Source organism: Chitinibacter sp. S2-10, from assembly GCF_046530675.1.
GTDB lineage: Bacteria > Pseudomonadota > Gammaproteobacteria > Burkholderiales > Chitinibacteraceae > Chitinibacter.
Genome location: NZ_CP172558.1, coordinates 379,491 through 400,980 on the forward strand (window position 1 = coordinate 379,491; position 21,490 = coordinate 400,980).

Genomic DNA, 21,490 nt, shown 5'->3' on the forward strand with positions numbered 1-21,490 from the left:
GGGTTCTGCTGGTTTTATGTACCCAATCCGCGATAAAGCTGCATATATTTTTCCGCTGCCGGCTGCCAGCCAAAATCACAGCTCATTGCGGTTTTTCGCACCGCTTTCCATTCTTTAGTTCTTGCCCACAATGCAAACATTCGACGAATACCCCGGGTGAGTTCTTCCTCAGAGAAGCCGTCAAATAATGCTCCGGTGGCAATACCCTCCTGCAAATTTTCCAGACTACAATCAACAACGGTGTCGCTCAGACCACCAACACGACGAACCAGCGGCAAAGCGCCATATTTGAGTCCATACAATTGCGTCAGGCCACAAGGTTCAAACCGGCTAGGCACCATGATCACGTCACTCGCAGCCATGATCTGATGCGAGAAAGCTTCGTCATAGCCGATCCGGACTGCAATCTGTTCAGGGTGATTCGCCGCAGCCTGCTTGAATTCGGACTCCATCGCCGCATCCCCGCTGCCGAGTAAAACAAACTGCCCGCCACGTGAAATAATTTCGTGCAAAGTATGCAGAACCAGATGCAGGCCTTTTTGCTCGGTTAAACGGCTCACCACGGCAAACAAGGGCGCATCGGCATTCTGCTGCAAACCGAATTGCTGCTGCAAAGCCGCTTTGCATTTGGCTTTACCGGACATTTTGTCGCTACTGTAAGTCGCAGAGATCAGCGCATCACAAGCCGGATTCCAGACCGCATCATCAACGCCGTTCAAAATGCCCGATAAAATCGCACCACGGTCGCGCAGCAAGCCATCGAGACCACAGCCTTGTTCACTTCCGGTAATTTCCCGCGCATAAGTCGGCGACACCGTCGTCACACGGTCGGCAAAATAAATCCCCGCCTTCATAAACGACAACTGGCCGTAAAATTCGAGCCCGTTGACATCGTAATAGTCTGCTGGCAATTCAAGCGCGGCGTAGTCAGACGCTGGAAATACGCCCTGATAAGCCAGATTGTGGATCGTAAAGACCGTACGTACCGGATTGGCCGATGCGGCAATATAGGCGGGCGCCAGCGCGGCATGCCAGTCATGTGCATGAACCAGATCAGGCCGCCACAAGCGATCAATGCCTTCGGCCAATCGCGCAGCGACCCAGCCGAGCAAGGCAAAACGCAAATGATTATCCGGATACGGCTGTGCATGGCCATCCTGATACGGATTACCATCGCGCGCGTACAAATGCGGGGCGTCGATGACATAAACGCCGATGCCTTCGGCAGTTGTGCCGTACAGCACGCGCAAATCACCGGCAAAACTGTGCAAGGCCACAACTTCGCCGCTGATGTCCAGTGCCTTGAGAATGGCCGGAAAGCCCGGCAATAAAACCCGAACCTCGGCACCCTGTCTGGCCAGCGCCAGTGGCAAGGCCCCACTCACATCAGCCAGCCCGCCGGTTTTGAGCAGCGGATACATTTCTGCGCAAACTTGCAAAATTTTCATGATTCACTCATCTAAGGAGGAAAGAGCCAACCCCCTGCGCCCTTTCCGTTAAGCCAGCTTGGCCAGCATATCCTTGGTAATCAGCGTCACGCCACCTTCGGAGCGATAGAAACGGCGCGCATCGTCTTCTGCGTTTTCGCCAACGATCAGGTTTTCCGGAATCTCGCAGCCGCGATCAATGACGCAACGGCGCAGACGCGAACCACGCCCAATGGTGACTTGCGGCAAAATCACCGCCGAATCAATCGTGCAGAATGAGTGAACACGCACTTGCGAAAACAGCACCGAATTAATCACCAGCGAGCCCGAAACGATACAGCCGCCGGAAACCAGTGAGTTGAGCGTCATGCCGTGGCTACCGTTTCTATCCTGAACGAATTTGGCGGGCGGCAATTGCTCCTGCAGCGTCCAGATCGGCCAGTTCTGATCGTAAACGTCCAGCTCGGGCGTGACCGAAGCCAGGTCCAGATTGGCTTCCCAATAGGCATCGACGGTACCCACGTCACGCCAGTATGGATCGCCATCGGCCTCATTCTGTACACACGACAAGCTGAACGGGTGAGCAAAAGCCTTGCCCTCCAACACCGCTTTTGGAATCAGATCCTTACCGAAATCGTGCGTCGAACCTTCGAGCTTGATGTCTTCTTCCAGCATGCGCTCTAGATAAGCCGTGTTGAAAATATAAATGCCCATCGACGCGAGCGAGACCTCGTCATTACCCGGCATTGCCGGTGGATTGGCTGGTTTTTCAACAAAAGCGGTGATTTTGCGGTCTTCATTGATCGCCATTACACCAAAAGCGCTCGCCTCCTTGCGCGGCACTTCGATACACGCAACCGAAACATCAGCCCCGAGCAAAACGTGATCGACCAGCATCCGTGTGTAATCCATTTTGTAGATATGGTCACCGGCCAGAATGATGACGTAATCGGATTTATACGTGCGCAAAATATCCAGATTCTGGTAGATCGCATCGGCCGTGCCACGATACCAGTGCTCTTCGTCAACGCGCTGCTGCGCTGGCAGCACATCAACGAATTCATTCATTTCATTACGCAAAAATGACCAGCCGCGCTGCAAATGGCGCATTAGCGAGTGCGATTTATATTGCGTAATCACACCGATACGGCGAATCCCGGAGTTAATGCAGTTGGACAATGTAAAGTCGATAATCCGGAACTTGCCACCAAAATACACGCCAGGTTTGGCACGATGATCGGTCAATGCTTTCAGCCGCGAGCCACGGCCCCCGGCCAGCACCAGTGCGACTGCGCGGTTGGGTAATTGTCGTGCCAAGGTCGCTTTATCGATTAATTGGACTTCCATGATTCCTCTCCTGTTGCTGCCGTATCCGGCTTTGCGCGTTATTTTGAGTATTAAGTAGCAAGGCAAAAGTCTTCACGCATCGTTGCTTCGCCTTGCTTGAATACTTTTGTGCAGTTGTTTAAATGATTGATCAGGTCACAACGGTCGGTTGATCGCGACCACTGCGTTCGGCAATTTGCGCCACCTGCCCGGCAATCGAAATCAAATCAGCCAAGGCGGTCTGCGTTGCGATGCCATGCTTGGCAATATCGGCTTCAAATTTTTCAAGATAGACGCGAAGCGTGGCACCTTCAGTACCTGTTCCGGACAAACGGAAAACAATCCGACTGCCGTCAGTGAAAACAATCCGGATGCCCTGTTTTTCACTGCGCGAGCCATCGACCGGATCGTCGTAGGCAAAGTCATCGGCCAGCGCGACGGTATAGCCGCTAAACTGCTGGCCAGTCAGACTTGCCAACTGGCTGCGCAAATGCGCCATCAAACCATTGGCCGCGTCGGTATCGAGCGCTTCGTAATCGTGGCGTGAGTAGAAATGGCGGCCGTAGGTCTGCCAGTGCGCGGTGACAATCTCTTCGACCGATTTGCCGGTCACAGCCAGCAAATTGAGCCAGAACAGCACCGCCCAAACGCCGTCTTTCTCGCGCACATGGCCCGAGCCCGTACCATAGCTTTCTTCACCACACAAAGTCACTTTGCCTGCGTCGAGCAGATTGCCGAAGAACTTCCAGCCCGTTGGCGTCTCGAAACACGGCAGGCCGAGTTTTTTGGCCACTGCATCAACGGCGCATGACGTCGGCATCGAGCGCGCCACGCCAGCGATGCCGCCTGCATAACCTTTAACCAGTTTGGCATTGGCCGCCATCACGGCCAAGCTATCCGATGGCGTCACGATAAAGTTGCGCCCCAGAATCATATTGCGGTCAGCATCACCATCGCTGGCAGCACCAAAATCAGGCGCATCGGCAGCAAACAAATGATTCACCAGATCATCGGCATACACCGGATTCGGGTCCGGATGCAGGCCGCCGAAATCTTCCAGCGGTACGCCATTAACGACGCTGCCTTTGGGCGCGCCGAGCAGACCTTCGATAATCCGCGTGGCGTACGGGCCCGATGCCGCGCACATCGAGTCAAAGCGCATCCGTTTGCCGCTCGCAAACCACGCGCGAATCGCGGCAAAATCAAACAGGCTTTCCATCAATTCGGCGTAATCACTCACCGGGTCGATCACGATGACTTGCATACCACCCAAGGTATATTCACCTAATGATTCAATATCAACGTCTGCAGCGACATACGTCTTGTATTCGCTAATCGTCGTCGTACGCTGGTAAATGGCTTCGGTGATTTTTTCTGGCGCAGGGCCACCGTTGGTGACGTTGTATTTGATGCCAAAGTCACCATCAGGACCGCCCGGATTGTGCGAGGCTGACAGCACAATGCCACCGACTGCGCCATGCTTGCGAATCACACAGCTGACCGCAGGTGTCGACAGCAAAGCACCCTGCCCGACCAGGACTTTGGCCACACCATTGGCTGCCGCCATTTTCAATATCGTCTGCACCGCTGCGCGGTTGTGATAACGGCCATCGCCGCCGAGCACCAGCGTGCCGCCTTTCAGTTCAGGCACGACGTCAAAAATCGCCTGAACGAAGTTTTCCAGATAGCCCGGCTGCTGAAATACCGTGACTTTTTTGCGCAAGCCCGAAGTACCGGGGCGCTGCCCGGCAAAAACCTGCGTTGCAACTGTATTGATATTCATGTTGATTTCCACTTCTTCAATTATTTCAATTAGTTTTCGTCAATGCATTGAACCACAGAGGCACAGAGGCACAGAGGAGTCAAAAGTCGCACAAAAACGGCAATCTCCTGGGGTTTTCTCCGAGCCTCTGTGTCTCTGTAGTTAATTTCCATTTTTCAACTGCAAAATCGTTACACTTCGCGCTGCCACGCGGCAATCGCGACCGGAAAAATCAGACTGGGTGTCGCCGGTGCTCGCCAGCCGCATGGCCCATTCGCCGTCAACTAATGGCGGCAGGTGAAAATGCACCTGATGCGCCGACGCATTGATCAACACCAGAAACTGGTTTGACAACAACACCATCATCGCGCGGCCTGCATGGTCGTCCCAGTCGTGCGGCTGCATCGGGCTGGCCGATGGATTCAGCCAGACCACATCGCTGACGCCTGCGGCATCAGGCTGGCTGGTCCACCAGGTATTGCTTGAAAGTGCCTGACATTCGCGGCGAATACGGATCAGCTCGGCGATATAATCGACCAGCTCGTCGGTTGGATTTGCCCAATCGAGCCAGCTGATTTCGTTATTCTGGCAATAGGCGTTGTTATTGCCCTGTTGCGAATGCCCCAGCTCGTCACCGGCCAGCAGCATCGGCGTTCCCTGACTCAACAACAAGGTCGCCAGCAGAGCCTTACTCGCACGCAAACGCAGCAGCAAAACACCCTCGTCGTCGGTCGATCCCTCGACGCCACAATTCCAGCTCAGATTATGGCTATGCCCATCGCGGTTATGCTCTTTATTGGCCAGATTGTGTTTGTGGTTGTACGACACCAGATCGCGCAAATTAAAACCATCGTGCGCCGTAATGAAATTGATGCTGGACTCTGGCGCTCGGCGGGGGCGGTAAAACAGATCGCTCGATGCGGCAAACCGGCGGGCAAACAGCGCGCGGCTAACACCGTCGTGCAACCAGAACCGGCGCATCGTATCGCGGTATTGATCATTCCATTCGACCCAGGAGAGCGGAAAATGACCGACCTGATAACCACCCGGGCCAATATCCCAGGGCTCGGCGATCAGCTTGACACCCGAGAGCAAAGGATCTTGCGCGAGTGCAGCAAAAAACGGCGCATATGCGGTATATCGCCCTTCGAGTCGTCCCAGAATCGGCGCCAGATCAAAGCGGAATCCATCGACATGACATTCACTCACCCAGTAGCGCAAGCTATCCATCACCATTTGCAGCACGCGCGGGTGGCTGATATTGAGTACATTGCCGCAACCGGTCCAGTTTTCGTATTTATCCGGATGTTGCGCGCTTAAAACGTAATAGCTGGCATTGTCGATGCCGCGCAACGACAGCGTCGGCCCCAGCTCGTCGCCTTCAGCGGTGTGATTGAAAACCACGTCGAGAATCACTTCGATTCCGGCGGCGTGCAGCGCTTTGACCATATCGCGAAACTCGGACAATGGCGTCGTACCATTGCTTTCCGACCAGTAAGTCGGCTCAGGTGCAAAAAATCCCAACGTGTTGTAAGCCCAGTAGTTTTCCAGCCCCAGTTGCTGCAGCCGTGGCTCGTCGGCGTGCAAATGCACTGGCAAAAGTTCAATCGCAGAAATGCCGAGCTTCTGATAATGCGCCAGCATGACCGGATGCGCGACTGCGGCATAAGTCCCGCGAATTTCGGCTGGGATATCAGGGTGGCGCTGCGTCAGGCCGCGTACATGCGCTTCGTAAATTACCGTCTGCGACCACGGTGTTTTTAGTCGCGTGTCGTCACCCCAGTCATACTGCTCGGCCACCACCACCGCCTTTTGTGCATGCAGGGTATTATCCATAGCATCAGGCAGGGAGGGGTCTTGCGGCTTATACCCAAGGCAAGTATCGTGATTTTCAAACCGTCCGTGCACCGCTCTGGCATAGGGGTCGAGCAAAATTTTGTGCGGGTTAAAACGGTGGCCGCGCTGCGGCGCATATTCGCCATGGACGCGGTAACCATAAATCAGCCCCGGCTGCGCTTCAGGCAGATAGCCATGCCAGATGCCGTGCGTGCAATTGGGCATCAGCAAACGGCTGATCTCGACCTTGCCGGTACGATCAAACAGACACAGCTCGACCTGAGCAGCGTTTTCACTGAACAGCGCAAAATTGACGCCGTCCCCATCAAACGTAGCTCCCAGCGGATAAGACGTTCCCGCTTGCAGCATCAATCTTTGCTCCAGCGCAGATAAAGCGTCGCCAGAGGGGGTATAGTCATGCAAATCGAATCAGGCCTTCCATTCGAGCCGATACCCTCGCTATTTAACGCCACATTGCCAGTATTGCTACCGCCGTAATAAGCCGAATCCGAATTGAGAATTTCACTATAAACACCGGCACGCGGCACGCCGAGGCGATAGCCGTGGCGCGGCACTGGCGTAAAGTTGCTGACGACCAGAATCAATTCATCAGCACTTTCGCCTTTGCGAATAAAACTGAAAATCGAGTTTTCGGCGTCGTCATGACTGATCCACTCGAAACCACGATGATCGAAATCGATCTGGTATAAGGCAGGCGATTCGCGGTAAACGCGGTTCAGGTCGCGCACCAAATGCTGAACGCCGCGATGCCAGCCGTTTTCCGCATCGTCAACCAGATGCCAGTCGAGGCTGGCGTCATGGTTCCATTCCTGCCCCTGCGCAAATTCGCAACCCATGAACAGCAATTTCTTGCCCGGATGCGCCCACATGAAGGCGTAATACGCACGCAGATTGGCAAACTGCTGCCAGCAATCGCCGGGCATTTTCGAGAGCATCGAGCCTTTGCCGTGCACCACTTCATCGTGCGAAATCGGCAGTACGAAGTTTTCGCTAAACGCGTAAACCAAACCAAAGGTCATATGATGGTGGTGATATTTGCGATGCACCGGATCTTGCTGCATATAGCGCAGCGTGTCGTTCATCCAGCCCATATTCCATTTGTAATGAAAGCCCAGACCGCCCATCGCAGGCGGGCGCGACACCGACGGGAAGGCCGTCGATTCTTCGGCCAGCGTAATCGCTTCGGGGCGCTCGACGCCGACGACTTCGTTCATCCGGCGCATAAAGTCAATCGCTTCCAGATTTTCGCGGCCGCCAAACTGATTCGGAATCCACTCGCCGTCTTTGCGCGAATAATCGCGGTACAACATCGATGCGACGGCATCGACGCGCAGGCCGTCAATGCCGTAACGCTCGATCCAGTACAGCGCGTTGCCAATCAGGTAGTTGCGCACTTCATTGCGGCCGAAGTTGTAAATCAGCGTGTTCCAGTCCTGATGAAAACCTTCGCGCGGATCGCTGTGCTCGTATAAATGCGAGCCATCAAATTGCGCCAGACCGTGGCTGTCGGTCGGAAAATGCCCCGGCACCCAGTCCAGAATCACGCCGATGCCATTCTCGTGTGCGGTTTGAATGAAATGTCGAAAATCTTCAGGGGTACCAAAGCGGGAAGTCGGTGCATAAAGGCCTAGCGGCTGATACCCCCACGAGCCATCAAATGGATGCTCGTTCACCGGCAACAATTCGATATGCGTAAAACCCATGTATTTGACGTAATCGATCAGCTCAACGGCCAGCTCGCGATAAGACAGCCAACGATTACCTTCTTCGGGGCGACGACACCACGAGGCCAGATGAACTTCATAAATCGAAATCGGCGCATTCAATGCATTGGCTTCGCGGCGCGTTTGCGTTCCTTCGACCCAGGCAGGCAGACGGGCAACGCGCGATGCAGTCGCCGGACGCAGCTCGGCGTAAAAACCATACGGATCGGCTTTCAGCTGCAGGCCGCCGTGCTGGTCGATGATTTCGTATTTGTAACCCTGTCCTTCGGCAACACCGGGCAGGAAAATCTCCCACACGCCGCATTCGCGGCGCAGCCGCATCACATGGCGACGACCATCCCAGTGATTGAAGTCGCCAACGACAGAAACACGGCGCGCATTGGGTGCCCAGACGGTAAACGCCACGCCATCAACGCCGTCCATGGTTCTAAAATGCGTTCCCATTCGCTCATAAGGGCGCAGCTGATTACCCTCGGCGAGCAGCCAGACGTCCATTTCGCCCAGCACCGGTGGGAAACGGTAAGGGTCTTCCAAATCAACACTGTTGCCATGCCAGTCAACGCGCAACTGATAGGCAAAATGGTTTTTTCTGCGCGGCACGCAGGCGACAAAAAAGCCGCGCTCGTCAACGCGGCTGAAGTCAGCCAGCGGTTTGCCGGTTTTGCTTTCGATCAGACTGACCTGAGCAGCGCCCGGCAACCAGGCGCGCACCTGCAAAACCCCGTCCACCAGATGCATTCCCAATACCGAAAACGGGTCGCCGTGGGTACCGGTGCAAATAGCCTCAATAGACTGAGTTTCAATTTCCGGAGTTGGCATGCGTGAATTCCTCACTGGACAATCGCTAGATTGGGGATGGTCATAATTTGCGTCAAAAGCCGGAAATACTTTCTCATTTCCGAAAAAATGCTGACAGATAAGCAAAATGCCACAGGATGCTTGTTCTCTGCTAGTGCTATGCTGGTGCACCAACATAAATTGCAACAATACCAAACATCACAAATTTGTAATGTTCACCGCCAAATAATTGACGTGTAAATTACATGCAATCATAACACAGGAGCATATTGTGACGTTTTCCCGGTCCTCAGGATTACTTGCCCACCTCACCTCGCTGCCGTCACCGTATGGGATTGGTGATCTGGGCCCGGCGGCTTATCGCTTTGTTGATTTTTTGCAATCGGCACAGCAAACACTCTGGCAGGTATTGCCACTGGGGCTGACCAGCTACGGCGATTCGCCGTATCAATCGTTTTCGACTTTTGCCGGCAACCATTACCTGATCAGTCCGGAATTATTGATCCAGGAAGGGCTACTCAGTCAGGACGAAATCCCGCCGTTGGATTTTGATCCTTCACGCATCGATTACGGCACAGTCATTCCATGGAAAATGGCCGTTCTGCGCACAGCATTTGCCAATTACGAAAAAAATCCCTCGCCCGCACTGAAAAAAGAATTTGCTGCATTTTGCAAAGCGAACGACTGGCTAGCCGATTTTTCGTTGTTTGTTGCGTGTAAATTCCACTTTATTGCAGCACGCAGCAATGATTACGAAACGCCGGAATATCAGGCCTTCTATCAGCGACTCAGCGCTCGTCAAACAGAAAACCAGATCAAGGATTGCTACTACGGCGCGACATGGAATTCGTGGCCTGCCGCATTGGCCAAACGCGACAAGGCGGCGTTGGCTCACTATCGGAAATTGCTCGAGAACGACATTGTTTTTTACCAGTTTTTGCAATTTCTGTTTTTCAAGCAATGGCAACAACTCAAGCATTACGCCAATGAGCGCGCAATCAAACTGGTCGGCGATATTCCGATTTTTGTTTCACTCGATTCGGCCGACGTGTGGGCTAATCCGGAATTATTCGTCCTCGACACGCATGGAGACCCACTCGAAGTCGCTGGCGTGCCACCCGATTATTTCAGCGCCACCGGCCAGCTCTGGGGCAATCCGCTTTACGCCTGGCCACAACATGAAAGCAGCGGTTTTGCCTGGTGGATCAAACGCATCGCCGCGACACTGCAAACGACCGACATCCTGCGCATCGACCATTTCCGCGCCTTTGCCGCCTACTGGGCCGTGCCGTTCGGCGAAACGACCGCGATCAACGGGCAATGGAAAAAAACCCCGGGCAAGGCGCTGTTTGCCGCGATCGAAGCCGCGCTGGGCAAGAACCTGCCCATCATCGCCGAAGACCTTGGCGTCATCACCGACGACGTCACCGCGCTGCGGCTCAAACTGAAACTGCCGGGAATGAAAGTGCTGCAATTTGCTTTTGAAGGCGACGCCAGCAGCGACCATTACCCGCATAATTATCCTGATAGCCAGACCGTCGTTTACACCGGAACACACGACAATGACACCACGCTAGGCTGGTATGAGGCCGCCAGCGACAAACACCGCGACGCTTTCCGCCGCTATATGAATGTCGCGGGCAGCGAGCCGCATTGGGATCTGATCCGGCTGGCCTGGAGCAGCAATGCGCTGATCGCCATCGCGCCGGTACAGGATGTACTAGGGCAAAACGGCCAGCACCGCATGAATACACCGGGCTTGGCCAGCGGCAACTGGCAATACCGCTTCAGCGCCGACCATCTGAATCAACAGCAGGCCAGCCGGCTGGCCTATCTGGGCGAACTATTCGCCCGAAACCGGGGCTAAAATTACTCAATGGGTATTGCCATGCAAGCCACACCAAACAAGCCTTGCACGGCAATACCCATCACAAACAGGCAATTCAAACGGATTTACTCGCCAAATCAATTTGCCGAATCGATCCTGCGCCCTGCTCTTCACCCAACCAGACGCCGCTCGCAATATTGCGGCCGAGCAGTTGTCCACCTGATTTGAATTCAAATGGCGTACCCACGGCATTGACCGACAGCGCACCGATGCCGGCCTGTGCGAGTGTCTGGACTGTGTTCTGGCCAGCAAACCATAAATTGAGCAGGCCAAAGCTGCCATCACCCGCATCCAGCCAGCCGTTTTTGTCACTATCGAGAGCCGCCAATTCGGCAAAACCTTGACCGGTACGCGGGCCAAACAGCTCGCTGCCGTTATCGGCCACACCATTGCCGTTTTGATCAACAAACAGCAGCGGCGCATCGGGCAGATTGAGCATTTCCTTGTGGCCGTCGCTATCGAGATCAAACGCCTGCTGTGCGCCAAAGCTGGAGTTGACGCCGTCCAAATCGAGCACCAGCGGGTCTATCATCTGAAAGCGGGTTTGCGTCGCATAGAGCTCGCTGCGCGCCAGCGTGTAATCCACGGCAAATTGCCGCTCGCTACCGTCGCTCAGGCAAACTTTGCCGGACGATTGAAAGCTGCACGATTCAGTCGCTACGTGTACCGTTTTGGTTTCGATTGTTAAAACCTTATCCGGCAAATCGACTTCAGCTGGCCTAGCACTGGGCAAGCTTGGCTTGTCACAGTGGGACGGGGTAGGGAAACTCGTGGGCTGTGTGTCAAATAGCAGCTCCAGCAACGATTGCCAGCTTTGTCTTTGCAGCACATGACTGTCTTTTTGCACCTGCGGCTCTGGTGGTTTTTCAATTTTTGCTGCGATAAATTGTCGCAACTGCTCGGCAAACTCGGGCGTCACGGGCTCTTTGCGAACTTCGAGCGTTTTCCAGCTGGTTTCTGCCAACTGGTGTTCCGTATTAAAGGAAATTTTGCTTTGACTGATTTGCATGATGAATCTCCGAAGGACGGGAAATCAGTCATGCATAAGCCATGCCAAAAATAGTCTGAACATATCGCAAAGCGGATTGCCGCTCACCCCTCCGGAAAACAGGCTGATTGGTCCGGCCATCCAAAATACCCAATACAGGTATCTAAACCAAAGCAATATACAAAATAAGCTACAGCCCTATACCCATGCAGCAACCCATCAGCAAAACCCCCAAGCTTTCGAGCGACTCAAAAACCGAGTAAAATAGTCAATCATTCCCGAACCAAGAAATCCGCCGCCATGCTAGACCGTCTGCGTGAAAACATCCGTGTGGTTTTTGACCGCGACCCTGCTGCCCGCTCGACGCTGGAAGTGGTGACCTGTTACCCCGGATTTCACGCGCTGACCTTGCACATCGTTTCGCACGGCCTCTGGGTGAGGAACTGGAAACTCTTGGCGCGGATGTTTTCGCATCTCGCGCGCTGGCTGACCGGTATCGAAATCCACCCCGGCGCGACGATAGGCCGCCGCGTTTTCATCGACCATGGCATGGGCATCGTCATTGGCGAAACCGCAGAGATTGGCGATGATTGCACGCTGTATCACGGTGTCACGCTCGGCGGTACGTCGTGGAACAAAGGCAAGCGCCACCCGACGCTGGGTCAGGGCGTGATTATCGGCGCCGGAGCAAAAATTCTGGGGCCGATCACCTTGCACGACGGTGCCAAAGTCGGCTCGAACGCCGTCGTCGTTAAAGACGTTCCAGCCAATGCCACCGCAATCGGCATTCCGGCTCGCATCCTCACCGAAGAAATCGAACAGGCTCGCGAGGAAAAAGCCGGGCAACTGGGCTTTTCTGCTTACGGCGTTGGCGCAGACATGAACGATCCGATGGTCAAAGCCATTCACGGCCTGCTCGATCATTCGGTTACCACGGATAAACGACTGGAAATGGTACTGGCGCGGCTCGAAGCACTCGGCGTCGACTGCAGCGACGAACGCGCAACAGCGGATAAATTCGATCCGACTTATTTGAACAAAATCGTCGATTGAGGCGTGAGGCTTCAAATCTTAAATTCATGGGTATTGCCATACAATCCTTATTCAACAAGGCTTGCACAGCAATACCCTAAGCGTTTTACGTCCAATCCAGAATCACTTTCCCGCTCTGCCCTGACAGCATCGCAGCAAAGCCCTGCTCGAAATCATCGACCTTGAAATGATGGGTAATCATCGGGCTGATATCGAGGCCGGATTGCAATAAGGCGACCATTTTGTACCAGGTTTCAAACATTTCACGACCGTAAATCCCCTTGATTTCCAGCCCCTTGAAAATCACCTGATTCCAGTCAATTGCCGTGTCGGCAGGCGGAATGCCGAGCAGTGCGATTTTGCCGCCGTTATGCATCGTGGCGAGCATCTGACGAAAAGCCTGCGGATTGCCCGACATTTCGAGACCAACGTCAAAACCTTCGCTCATTCCCAGCTCGCGCATCACTTGCGTCAGGTCTTCTTTGCCAACATTGACCGCGCGTGTTGCGCCCATTTGTCTGGCCAGCGCCAGCCGGTATTCGTTGACATCGGTAATCACAACATGGCGCGCACCGACGTGCCGGGCAATCGCCACCGCCATAATGCCAATCGGCCCGGCGCCAGTGATCAGAACGTCTTCGCCCACCATATTGAAACTCAGCGCGGTATGCACCGCATTGCCGAACGGATCGAAAATCGCCGCCAGATCGTCGGAAATATCATCGGGAATCGGAAAAGCATTAAACGCCGGAATCACCAGATACTCGGCAAACGCGCCGGGACGGTTGACGCCGACGCCGACGGTGTTGGGGCATAAATGGCGACGCCCGGCGCGGCAATTACGGCAATGCCCGCAGGTAATATGCCCTTCGCCCGAAACGCGCTGGCCGATGGCAAAGCCTTTGACTTCCGACCCCATTCCGGCAACGACGCCAACGTATTCATGCCCGACGTGCATCGGCACCGGTATCGTTTTTTGCGCCCAGTCGTCCCAGTTCCAGATATGAATATCGGTGCCGCAAATCGCTGTTTTGCGGATTTTGATCAATAAATCGTTATGCCCCAGTTCGGGCTTGGCCACCCGCGTCATTTCCAGACCGGGTGCAGCTTTGAGTTTGGCGATGGCTTTCATTTCTCACCTCCAATCACGCCAAGCTGACGCCCAACTTTGGTAAAGGCGGCGACGACCTGATCGATTTGCGCCAAACTGTGCGCCGCCGACATTTGCGTGCGGATTCGCGCTTTGCCTTTGGGTACGACGGGGAAGGAAAATCCGATGACGTAAACGCCTTCCTTGAGCAGTTCAGCCGCCATCGTCGCGGCGACTTTGGCATCACCCAGCATCACCGGAATAATCGGATGAGCGCCGGGAACCAGTTTGAAGCCTGCTGCACTCATTTTGTTACGGAAATAGTCGGCGTTGGCGGCGACCTTGGCGCGCAGCGCACGCCCCTCTTCGCTGCGTAAAATCTCCAGCACCTTGAGGCTGGCCGCAGCGATGGCCGGCGCGAGCGTATTGGAAAACAGATACGGGCGCGAGCGCTGGCGCAACAATTCGACGATCGGTTTGCGAGCCGCAATATAACCGCCCGAAGCGCCGCCGAGCGCCTTGCCCAGCGTGCCGGAATAAATATCGACGCGATCACTCACGCCGCACAATTCGGGCGTTCCGGCGCCGTTCTTGCCAATAAAACCGACTGCATGCGAGTCATCGACCATCACCAGCGCGCCATAACGCCCGGCCAGCTCGCAAATGCCGGCCAGATTGGCGATGATGCCGTCCATCGAAAAAACGCCGTCGGTGACGATCAGCTTGAAACGCGCGCCCGCCTGATCAGCGGCGATCAGTTGCGCTTCCAGATCCATCATATCGTTGTTTTTGTAACGGAAACGCTGAGCCTTGCATAAGCGAATGCCGTCGATAATCGATGCGTGGTTAAGCTCATCCGAAATCACGGCGTCTTGCTCACCGAGCAGCGTTTCAAACACGCCGCCGTTGGCGTCAAAACAGCTCGAATACAGAATCGTATCGTCAGTACCGAGCAGCGCCGAAATCGAGTGCTCCAGCTGCTTGTGAATTTGCTGCGTACCGCAAATAAACCGCACCGAAGCGCAGCCGTAACCATAATCATCAAGGCCCTGCTTGGCCGCAGCAATCAGCCGCGCATCATCGGCCAGACCCAGATAATTATTGGCGCAGCAATTGATCACCTGCTCGCCTCCGGCGAGCGCGATTGCCGCACCTTGCGGGCCGGCAATCACCCGCTCCGGCTTTTCAAAACCATCAGTTCGAATCTGCGCCAGTGTTGCCGCCAGATGCGCGAGATAATCTGTTTGCATACCCGACCTCTTCATGGGGTATATAGCCACAGATCAATTTATGATTGAACTGCAAAGATATACCCTTCTATTTTTCAATATTAAAAATTCACTGCTACGCTTGTGGCGTGTTAGGTTTGGTTTGCGAGTAACCAGACATCCATCATAAATCGGCCAAATCGCCATGGCTGTACGGGCATTCCTGCATTTGGTTTGCGTACAAATCCCGGACAAAACCCGACTAATTCAGTCGGGTTTTTACTTGACCATTTTAGTCGGGCTTTGATACCATTGGGGCAGGATAAAAACAGCAAGGAAACCCCATGCGCTTGACCACAAAAGGCCGCTTCGCAGTCACTGCCATGCTTGATTTGGCACTGCGTCAAGCCAATGGTCCAGTCACGCTGGCGGGCATCAGCGAGCGGCAGCATATTTCGCTCTCTTACCTTGAGCAGTTGTTTGGCAAACTGCGCCGTCGCGAGCTGGTCGAAAGCGTTCGCGGCCCCGGCGGCGGCTATTGTCTGGCACGCGCGGCGAGTGAAATCAGCGTCGCCGACATCATCCATGCCGTTGACGAACCAATCGACGCGACCCAGTGTGGTGGCCGCGAAAATTGCCGCGATGAATCGCGCTGCATGACGCATGATTTATGGACCGAGCTCAATACGACGATCCACGGATTTTTGTCTAATGTCACGCTGGCCAGCTTGATCGAGAAACAGCAGGAAAAAACCAAACGCTGCAGCGAGACGCTCAGCATTGTTAAAGATCAGCGCCAGAATCATTTGAACGCGCATTAATTATTTCAAATTTCAAACTTATCAGCATGCCTATTGCACCGGAGCAAAGCTCATGACTCAGCAAAAACCAATCTATCTTGATTACTCTGCCACCACGCCGGTAGACCCGCGTGTTGCCGCCAAGATGATTCCTTACCTGACCGAAATGTTCGGTAATCCGGCCAGCCGCTCGCACCCGTATGGCTGGGAGTCGGAAGCTGCAGTTGAAGAAGCACGTGAGGAAGTGGCCAAGCTGGTCAATTGCGACCCGAAAGAAATCGTTTTCACTTCGGGCGCGACCGAATCGATCAATCTGGCACTGAAAGGCGCGGCGCATTTCTATCAAACCAAGGGCAAACACGTCATCACGGTAAAAACCGAGCACAAAGCCACGCTCGACACCGTGCGCGAGCTGGAGCGCGAAGGCTTTGAAGCGACGTATCTGGACGTATTGGAAAACGGCCTGCTCGATCTGGAAGCCCTGAAAGCGGCGATCCGCCCGGACACGATTCTGATTTCGGTGATGTCGGTGAACAACGAAATCGGCGTGATTCAGGACATCGCCACCATCGGCGAAATCTGCCGCGAACGCGGTATTGTGTTCCACGTCGATAGCGCACAAGCGACCGGCAAAATCGCGCTGGATCTGGCAACGCTGAAAGTGGATCTGATGAGTTTTTCAGCGCACAAAACCTACGGTCCGAAAGGCATTGGCGCGCTGTATATCCGCCGCAAACCGCGTATCCGCCTGGAAGCACAAATGCACGGTGGCGGTCACGAGCGCGGTTTCCGCTCGGGCACACTGGCGACGCATCAGATCGTCGGCATGGGCGAAGCTTTCCGCATTGCTCGCGAAGACATGGCGACCGAAAACAAACGCATCGGCGCGCTGCGCGACCGCTTGTGGAATGGCCTGAAAGAAATCGAAGAAGTGCATTTGAACGGCGATATGGTTCACCGCGTACCGCACAATCTGAACGTCAGCTTCAATTATGTCGAAGGCGAATCGCTGATTATGGCGCTGAAAGACTTGGCCGTATCGTCTGGTTCGGCATGTACTTCAGCGTCACTTGAGCCATCGTATGTACTGCGTGCGCTGGGCCGCTCGGACGAATTGGCACACAGCTCGATCCGTTTCACGATTGGCCGCTTTACCACTGAAGCCGAAGTCGATCACGCGATTGAGTTGTGCAAAGCCAAAATCGGCAAGCTGCGCGAACTCTCGCCGCTGTGGGATATGTTCAAGGAAGGAATCGATATTTCGACCATCGAATGGGCAGCCCACTAAATCTGTCATCGCGGCGTGCGGCCGAGCGTTGTTGCCGACCTGCTTGTGGGCACTAGCCCACGGCGCAAATCGGCGCCTAGCTCGACCTTTCGGCGCGATGCAGATTGAATGATTAACAAACGGCGCGGCTTCGCGCCCTGTCTGGCATCACGATCCACGCCAATTTGATTGGCTTAAATCAGATTCAGGCAACTGATAAAATTTGAGAACAATACAAAAATTCGCTGGCAAGAAGCACAGCCGCAGACAGTACACCGAGTACGGCAAGGCGAAGCGACGCAGCGAGCGGATTTTTGTCTTATTACGAAGAGGCACACAAAATGGCATACAGCGAACAAGTACTCGACCACTACGAAAACCCGCGCAACGTCGGCGCTTTTGATAAAGGTGACGACACCGTAGGCACCGGCATGGTCGGCGCGCCCGCCTGTGGCGACGTAATGAAATTGCAGATCAAGGTCGGCGAAGATGGCCTGATCACCGACGCGAAATTCAAAACCTACGGCTGCGGTTCAGCGATTGCTTCATCATCACTCGTGACCGAGTGGGTCAAAGGCAAGACTTTGGACGAAGCTTTGGCGATCAAAAACACGCAAATCGCCGAAGAACTGGCTTTGCCACCGGTGAAAATCCACTGCTCGATTCTGGCTGAAGACGCGATCAAGGCGGCGGTTGAAGATTACAAGCAAAAGCACGGCAACTAATCTGAAGATTTTCAGATCTGAAGATCTGAAGGGCACCCGGGGTATAGCCCTGTAGCACAATCCCATCTTGAGCTACAGAGCCATACCCGAATGGAGTACACAATGGCACTGACACTTAGCGAAGCAGCGGCAAACCACGTTGCCAACTTCATCAAGAAACGCGGCAAAGGCCTCGGCATCCGTCTGGCAGTCAAAACTTCGGGCTGTTCGGGCATGGCGTACAAGCTGGAATTTGTCGACGTTGAAAGTGACACCGATCTGGTATTTGAGAGCTTTGGCACCAAAATCTACACCGATGCCAAATCACTCGCTTACTTAGATGGCACTGAGCTGGATTACACCAAAGAAGGCCTGAACGAAGGGTTTAAATTCAACAACCCCAACGTGAAAAACGAATGCGGTTGTGGCGAAAGCTTCGGCGTTTAAGTGCTTAAGCAAAAGTTTCCGCGCATTGTTGCTTCGCCTTGCCGTACTACCTGTACTGTCTGCGGCTTTGCGCCTCGCGGGAAAACTTTTGGGCAATTACTTAAAGTCTGTGCTGCGGGCGATCTCGTCGCCCGCTTCTGCTGTTTCTCACTTCAAAGCTGATCATGATCGATTTCGCGCAATCCCATTTCGTTCTCTTTGGCCTCACTCAGGCCTTCACCATCGACAGCAAAGAACTCGATGCACGCTATCGCGAGCAAGTTGCGCGCTATCATCCTGATAAATTTGCCAGTGCCGCCGATGCCGAACGTCGCGCCAGTCTACAAGCGGCAACGCACATCAATGAAGCCTACCAAACCCTGAAATCCGCCCTGCCACGCGCGCGCTATCTACTGCAGCTGGCTGGCGTTGATACGCAGGAAGAAACCAATACGGCGATGCCGATGGATTTTCTGATGGCGCAAATGGAATGGCGTGAAAGCATTAGCGACGCGAAGGCGAGCAAAAACGTCGATGCGCTGGAAAACCTAGCCCGCGAAATGCGCGCCGAAATGCAGGCGCTCGAAGATAAACTCGCGACGCAAATCGACGCACAACAAGACTTTGCGAACGCCGCGATGAGCGTGCGAAAATTACGGTTTATGGAAAAGCTTGATCAGGAAATTGGTGATGCAATCGAGGCGGTGTTGTATTGATTTGCATGGATAAATAAAGCATGAAAGCAATCATTAGCGAAACAATATTATGGCTATTAGTGATTTGCTTTTGCTTATTGCAACTTAAATTACTCTTACCTCAATTTTGCTTCGGTGCCACAGATTTGGAAGAGTTCGAAAAATGTGGCGCATCTGCGGTAATGGATCGCTTTATGGGGTCTCTCATTTCAACTCCAGTATTTTTGTATGCGATCTGGAAAACTCTGGATAGAAATTGGCGCACTCGTTTAAGGCAAAGCTCAATTGAACGAAGCCAATGGATACGTCATTGGATTTTGTTGATAGGCGCAACTCCCGGTACGTTGATAGCATTTAATTTTCTGGGTCAGCTCATTCTTAAATAATCAAGGGTATATCCCTGAACCTCTTTACTGCAAAGCGTTTCAGGCATATACCTTAAAAAATTTCCTGATTAGGTAGCCACGTCAGCTACCCATTGTTTCGTCATTCCGGCGGAAGCCGGAATCCAGCTGCAATGCTTTTTTAAATTGCACTCTGGGTACCGGCTTTCGCCGGTACGACGATTTGCTGAGATAGCTACCTAATCAGGAAACATTTAATCGATTAGATTTTTAGGATTTAAGCCAATGGCTTTGTTGCAAATCGCCGAACCCGGCCTTTCCGCTGCGCCGCATCAACACCGACTCGCGGTCGGCATTGATTTGGGTACGACCAACTCCTTGGTTGCCACCGTCAAAAGCGGCAGCGCGGTCTGCCTGCCCGACCACGATGGCCGCACGCTGCTGCCGTCGGTGGTGCATTACGGCCTTGAGAATACCTTGCTGGTCGGTCACGCAGCGCAGCATAAACAGAACGAAGACCCGGGCAATACCATCGTATCGGTCAAACGTTTTATGGGTCGCGGCATCAATGACATCGCCGATCTGGCAACGCCTTACCGCTTCGTCGATGAGCCCGGCATGCTCAAATTGCAAACGCGCGCTGGTGTCAAAAGCCCGGTTGAAGTCTCGAGCGAAATTTTAAAAAACCTCAAAGCCCGCGCCGAAGAAAGCCTGGGCGGCGAGCTGGTTGGCGCTGTGATTACCGTTCCCGCCTACTTCGACGATGCACAGCGTCAGGCGACCAAAGACGCCGCCAAGCTCGCCGGTCTGAATGTTTTGCGCCTGCTGAACGAACCGACTGCGGCTGCGATTGCGTATGGTCTGGATAATGCATCCGAAGGCACGTATGTGATTTATGACTTGGGTGGCGGCACGTTTGACGTGTCGATTCTGGAACTGACGCGTGGCGTTTTTGAAGTGCGCGCAACATCGGGTGACAGCCAGCTCGGCGGTGATGATTTCGACCACCGCATTTACTGCTGGATTCTGGAGCAAGCCGATATTCACGGCCCGAACGCCAACGATCAGCGCCTGTTGCTGACGCGCGCGCGCGAAGCCAAAGAATCGCTGACCGACCGCGATAGCACACGTATCACGACCGTACTATCGGATGGCGCGGTGATTGATCTGGAGCTGACGGCGGAGCAATTCCATAGCATGACCGCGCACCAGATCAGCAAAACGCTGTTGCCCGTCAAAAAAGCCTTGCGCGATGCCAAACTTTCAATCGAAGACATCAAAGGCGTTGTCCTCGTCGGTGGCGCGACGCGGATGTCGCATGTGCGCAAAGCGGTACGCGAACTATTCAATCAGGAACCGCTCACCAATCTCGACCCGGACAAAGTCGTCGCGATTGGCGCGGCGATTCAGGCCAATGTGCTGGCAGGCAATAAGGGTGACGACGAATGGCTGCTGCTTGATGTGATTCCGCTGTCACTCGGTCTCGAAACGATGGGCGGTCTGGTCGAGAAAGTCATTCCGCGCAATAGCACGATCCCGACCGCGCGCGCGCAGGAATTTACGACGTTTAAAGACGGCCAGACGGCGATGGCGATTCATGTACTGCAGGGCGAGCGCGAGCTGGTCAGCGATTGCCGCAGCCTGGCGCGCTTTGAGCTGCGCGGCATTCCGCCAATGGTCGCTGGCGCGGCGCGCATTCGCGTTACTTTCCAGGTCGACGCCGATGGTCTGCTGTCGGTTTCAGCCAAAGAACAATCTTCCGGCATCGAAGCGAGCATTGCCGTTAAGCCATCGTACGGCTTGTCGGATGATGAAATCACGCGGATGCTGACCGAATCGATGACGCACGCCAAAGACGATGTACAGGCACGCAAACTGGCTGAAGCGCGCGTTGAGGCCAGCAGCATTATCGCCGCCGTCAGCGTCGCGCTCGACACTGACGGCCAGCTGATTAACACGGACGAGCGCGCCGAAATTGACGCGGCGATTGCAGCCCTCAGCGCTGCCAATGCTCAAGACGATGCCAATGCGATTATCACCGCCACCGAAGCGCTCAATGCAGCAACGGGTGAATTTGCCAGCCGCCGGATGGATGCCGCGGTGAAGCGCGGACTGGCAGGTCACAAGATTTCCGAAATTTAAGCGCGATTCATC

17 protein-coding genes are annotated in these 21,490 nt (G+C 54.2%); 9 read left to right on the top strand and 8 right to left on the bottom strand.

Annotated elements, in window-relative coordinates; all coding sequences use genetic code 11:
* Nucleotides 1-14 precede the first annotated feature (14 nt).
* The 5 genes from glgA to glgB form a co-directional block, all read right to left on the bottom strand.
* Nucleotides 15-1,448, bottom strand: coding sequence for a glycogen synthase GlgA (glgA, locus tag ACG2XO_RS01775; RefSeq protein ID WP_410499136.1), 1,434 nt, complete (start codon nt 1,446-1,448; stop codon nt 15-17).
* Nucleotides 1,449-1,496: 48 nt separating this feature from the next.
* On the bottom strand, nt 1,497-2,774 hold the full coding sequence (glgC, locus tag ACG2XO_RS01780; RefSeq protein ID WP_410499137.1) for a glucose-1-phosphate adenylyltransferase: 1,278 nt from the start codon (nt 2,772-2,774) through the stop codon (nt 1,497-1,499).
* 130 nt (nt 2,775-2,904) lie between these two features.
* Nucleotides 2,905-4,536, bottom strand: coding sequence for an alpha-D-glucose phosphate-specific phosphoglucomutase (locus tag ACG2XO_RS01785; protein ID WP_410499138.1), 1,632 nt, complete (start codon nt 4,534-4,536; stop codon nt 2,905-2,907).
* A 141-nt stretch (nt 4,537-4,677) separates the two neighbouring features.
* A complete protein-coding gene (gene glgX / locus ACG2XO_RS01790; protein ID WP_410499139.1) occupies nt 4,678-6,720 on the bottom strand; it encodes a glycogen debranching protein GlgX in 2,043 nt (680 codons plus the stop codon).
* Nucleotides 6,720-8,834: a 1,4-alpha-glucan branching protein GlgB gene (gene glgB / locus ACG2XO_RS01795; protein ID WP_410500219.1), complete on the bottom strand. Its 2,115-nt coding sequence runs from the start codon at nt 8,832-8,834 to the stop codon at nt 6,720-6,722. Before glgB ends, glgX begins: the two co-directional genes overlap by 1 nt.
* A gap of 331 nt (nt 8,835-9,165) precedes the next feature.
* Between glgB and malQ the strand changes: the two genes are divergently transcribed.
* Nucleotides 9,166-10,761 (top strand): 4-alpha-glucanotransferase, encoded by a 1,596-nt coding sequence (gene malQ / locus ACG2XO_RS01800; protein WP_410499140.1) that lies wholly within the window; start codon nt 9,166-9,168, stop codon nt 10,759-10,761.
* A gap of 76 nt (nt 10,762-10,837) precedes the next feature.
* Here malQ and ACG2XO_RS01805 read toward each other — a convergent pair whose 3' ends face one another.
* Nucleotides 10,838-11,791, bottom strand: a complete 954-nt coding sequence (locus ACG2XO_RS01805; protein WP_410499141.1) for an FG-GAP repeat domain-containing protein — start codon at nt 11,789-11,791, stop codon at nt 10,838-10,840.
* 279 nt (nt 11,792-12,070) lie between these two features.
* Between ACG2XO_RS01805 and cysE the strand changes: the two genes are divergently transcribed.
* Nucleotides 12,071-12,823: a serine O-acetyltransferase gene (cysE, locus tag ACG2XO_RS01810; RefSeq protein ID WP_410499142.1), complete on the top strand. Its 753-nt coding sequence runs from the start codon at nt 12,071-12,073 to the stop codon at nt 12,821-12,823.
* An 85-nt stretch (nt 12,824-12,908) separates the two neighbouring features.
* On the opposite strand, the gene tdh is transcribed toward cysE, so the two are convergent.
* Together tdh and ACG2XO_RS01820 are read right to left on the bottom strand one after the other, a co-directional pair.
* Nucleotides 12,909-13,934 (bottom strand): L-threonine 3-dehydrogenase, encoded by a 1,026-nt coding sequence (tdh, locus tag ACG2XO_RS01815; protein ID WP_410499143.1) that lies wholly within the window; start codon nt 13,932-13,934, stop codon nt 12,909-12,911.
* Nucleotides 13,931-15,142, bottom strand: a complete 1,212-nt coding sequence (locus ACG2XO_RS01820; protein WP_410499144.1) for a glycine C-acetyltransferase — start codon at nt 15,140-15,142, stop codon at nt 13,931-13,933. Before ACG2XO_RS01820 ends, tdh begins: the two co-directional genes overlap by 4 nt.
* 302 nt (nt 15,143-15,444) lie before the next feature.
* On the opposite strand from ACG2XO_RS01820, the gene iscR reads away from it, so the two are divergent.
* The 7 genes from iscR to hscA all read left to right on the top strand — a co-directional run bounded on the left by iscR (nt 15,445) and on the right by hscA (nt 21,478).
* Nucleotides 15,445-15,921 carry a Fe-S cluster assembly transcriptional regulator IscR gene (gene iscR / locus ACG2XO_RS01825; RefSeq protein ID WP_410499145.1) on the top strand — a complete coding sequence of 159 codons (477 nt, stop codon included), beginning with the start codon at nt 15,445-15,447 and terminating at the stop codon, nt 15,919-15,921.
* A gap of 52 nt (nt 15,922-15,973) precedes the next feature.
* Nucleotides 15,974-17,188 carry an IscS subfamily cysteine desulfurase gene (locus ACG2XO_RS01830; RefSeq protein WP_410499146.1) on the top strand — a complete coding sequence of 405 codons (1,215 nt, stop codon included), beginning with the start codon at nt 15,974-15,976 and terminating at the stop codon, nt 17,186-17,188.
* A 320-nt stretch (nt 17,189-17,508) separates the two neighbouring features.
* Nucleotides 17,509-17,892 carry a Fe-S cluster assembly scaffold IscU gene (gene iscU, locus ACG2XO_RS01835; protein WP_157669733.1) on the top strand — a complete coding sequence of 128 codons (384 nt, stop codon included), beginning with the start codon at nt 17,509-17,511 and terminating at the stop codon, nt 17,890-17,892.
* 102 nt (nt 17,893-17,994) lie between these two features.
* Nucleotides 17,995-18,318: an iron-sulfur cluster assembly protein IscA gene (gene iscA / locus ACG2XO_RS01840; protein WP_157669734.1), complete on the top strand. Its 324-nt coding sequence runs from the start codon at nt 17,995-17,997 to the stop codon at nt 18,316-18,318.
* A 164-nt stretch (nt 18,319-18,482) separates the two neighbouring features.
* A complete protein-coding gene (hscB, locus tag ACG2XO_RS01845) occupies nt 18,483-19,013 on the top strand; it encodes a Fe-S protein assembly co-chaperone HscB (protein ID WP_410499147.1) in 531 nt (176 codons plus the stop codon).
* Between the two features lie 20 nt (nt 19,014-19,033).
* The gene (locus ACG2XO_RS01850; RefSeq protein WP_410499148.1) at nt 19,034-19,378 is read left to right on the top strand and encodes a hypothetical protein; all 345 of its coding nucleotides are present in this window, start codon (nt 19,034-19,036) and stop codon (nt 19,376-19,378) included.
* Nucleotides 19,379-19,621: 243 nt separating this feature from the next.
* A complete protein-coding gene (hscA, locus tag ACG2XO_RS01855) occupies nt 19,622-21,478 on the top strand; it encodes a Fe-S protein assembly chaperone HscA (RefSeq protein WP_410499149.1) in 1,857 nt (618 codons plus the stop codon).
* Nucleotides 21,479-21,490 lie beyond the last annotated feature (12 nt).